The 1,992-nt window shown below is 67.6% G+C and carries 2 protein-coding genes and 2 pseudogenes; 2 read left to right on the forward strand and 2 right to left on the reverse strand.

All coding sequences use genetic code 11. The features are described from left to right. Positions 1-136, forward strand: a pseudogene (locus EN738_RS36660) (GFA family protein); the annotation flags it as partial. 7 nt (positions 137-143) lie between these two features. Here EN738_RS36660 and EN738_RS33870 read toward each other — a convergent pair. Then, complete coding sequence (locus EN738_RS33870; protein WP_127287323.1) at positions 144-1,052, reverse strand: SDR family oxidoreductase; 909 nt, start codon at positions 1,050-1,052, stop codon at positions 144-146. A gap of 93 nt (positions 1,053-1,145) precedes the next feature. Between EN738_RS33870 and EN738_RS33875 the strand changes: the two genes are divergently transcribed. Then, a complete protein-coding gene (locus EN738_RS33875; protein WP_187331321.1) occupies positions 1,146-1,736 on the forward strand; it encodes a helix-turn-helix domain-containing protein in 591 nt (196 codons plus the stop codon). A gap of 20 nt (positions 1,737-1,756) precedes the next feature. Here the strand turns inward: EN738_RS33875 and EN738_RS33880 are convergent. Continuing rightward, positions 1,757-1,992: pseudogene (locus EN738_RS33880) on the reverse strand (MFS transporter); the annotation flags it as partial.

Below are 1,992 nucleotides of genomic sequence, written 5' to 3' on the forward strand. Positions count from 1 at the left end.
CTCCTGCGGCATCCATCCCTTCGCCGAGGACGTCGGCGACGGCAGCGAACGCAGCGCCTATGTCAACATCAATTGCCTCGACGGCATCGACCTTGCCGCGGTCCAGATCTTCGACTTCGACGGTCGCTCGGCCTAGCGCAATTCTAGCGATACCCGGTCGCATCGGCCGGCTTGCCGGCATCCTGGACCTCCGGGACATAGCGCCAGGCATCCGGGCGCGAACCATCGAGATCGGTGAAGCCATAGACCTGCGCCAGCCCGCCGCTGGACAGCGACTGCCCGTTCCAGCGCGACCGCTCCGGATCCGCGGCCAGCGCCGCGATGGCGCGGCCGACGAAGCGCGGCGTCTCGGAAATGACGAAATGCGGTACCTTGGCGGTCGCGTCGCGCCAGTTCGCCTCGCTGACGCCGAAGGCCTCCAGCATCATTTCGGAACGCAGCCAGCCGGGCGTCAGCGAGACCGACGTGGCGCCATGTGGCGCGAGGTCCTTGGCGTGCGCCCATGCCATGCGCGTCGCCGCCACCTTGGCGAGGTCGTAGAACGGCGACAGCCGGTAGTGGTCGGCATTGTATTCGGCCGTGCCGTCGGTGACTTCGACATGCAGCCCGCCCGGCCGCTCGATCATCAGCGGCAGCGCGTGGTGCGCGGTGATCAGATGCGTGTCGATGGCGAGGCGCAGCAGGCGCAAGCCGTTCTCGAGATCATGGTCCCAGACCGGCTTGTTCCATTCGAACAGCCTTTCGCCGCCCCACAGGTCGTTGACCAGGACATCGAGACGGCCCTGCTCGGCACGGATACGCTCGACCAGTGCGCGCACATCGTCGGCAATCAGATGATCGACCTGGACGGCAATGCCCTTGCCGCCTTGCGCCGTGACCAGCTCAGCCGTTTCCTCGATCGTCTCCGGACGGCCATAGGGCGACTGCTGCGTCCGCGTCGTGCGCCCGGTGACATAGACGGTGGCGCCGGCGGCGCCGAGCTCGACCGCGATGCCACGGCCGGCACCGCGCGTGGCGCCGGCGACAAGGGCGACCTTTCCTTCAAGCATCATCGCAACCTCCCGAACCAAAACACCACAACGAGGGCTGGCGCTTGCCACGCTCCTCGTTTATAAATGATCATTCGTTTATAAATGGATGTCAAGATGACCCGGCCGAAAACGCAGCCCGACGAGCAGGTGCTGGAGGTCGCCTACCGGCTGATGCACGCCGAAGGCCCGGAGGCGCTGACCTTCGAGCGGCTGGCGCGGGCATGCGGCCTATCGGGGTCGACGCTGGTGCAGCGCTTCGGGAGCAAGGCGCAGCTGAAGCAACGCACGCTGCTTTATGCCTGGGATGGGCTCGACCGGAAAACCAAAGCGCTGTCCGCCTCGACGCCGAGGACCCCGGCCGGGGCGATCCAGTTGTTGGGTGGTCTATCCAGCGGCTATGGCGACATCGAATCCTATGCCGAAGGTTTGCTGGTGCTGCGCGAGGACCTGCGCGATCCCGTGCTGCGGGCGCGCGGCGGCGCCTGGAAAGCGGCGCTGAGCAAGGTGCTCGTCGACTGTTTCGCAGGTATGCCGGGCATGCCCCAGGACATCGGCCTGCTGATGGCGTCGCACTGGCAGGGCTCGCTGCTGTGGTGGAGCTTCGATCCCGAAATGGAGCTGACCGCCTATGTCGAGCACAGCCTGAAGCGCTTCGTGGCGGCGATCACGGCGACATCGGCCCGGACGGCTGCCGGGCCGATGTAGGATGATCGCGCGGGGGCCGGCTAGCCCGCGCGCTTCGGCCCCATTAGCACCGCCGCCAGGGCCGCCAGCAGCGTTGCGATGCCGCAATAGGCGAAGGCGCTGGCGCCGCCGGCATGGTCGACCAGCAGGCCGCCGAAGACGGCGCCGAGCGCGATCGCCACCTGGAACGTGGCGACCATCAGCCCGCCGGCGCTTTCGGCCTCGTCTGACGCCGCGCGCACCAGCCAGGTCTGCAGCCGGACCGGCCCCTCGCCGA

The organism is Mesorhizobium sp. M4B.F.Ca.ET.017.02.2.1 (assembly GCF_003998955.1).
Lineage (GTDB): Bacteria > Pseudomonadota > Alphaproteobacteria > Rhizobiales > Rhizobiaceae > Mesorhizobium > Mesorhizobium abyssinicae.

What these genes read in the sequence shown, in the direction of transcription:
- EN738_RS33875 (WP_187331321.1), top strand. Translation starts at nt 1,146, where the DNA reads ATGACCCGGCCGAAAACGCAGCCCGACGAGCAGGTGCTGGAGGTCGCC.
- EN738_RS33870 (WP_127287323.1), bottom strand. Translation starts at nt 1,052, where the DNA reads ATGATGCTTGAAGGAAAGGTCGCCCTTGTCGCCGGCGCCACGCGCGGT.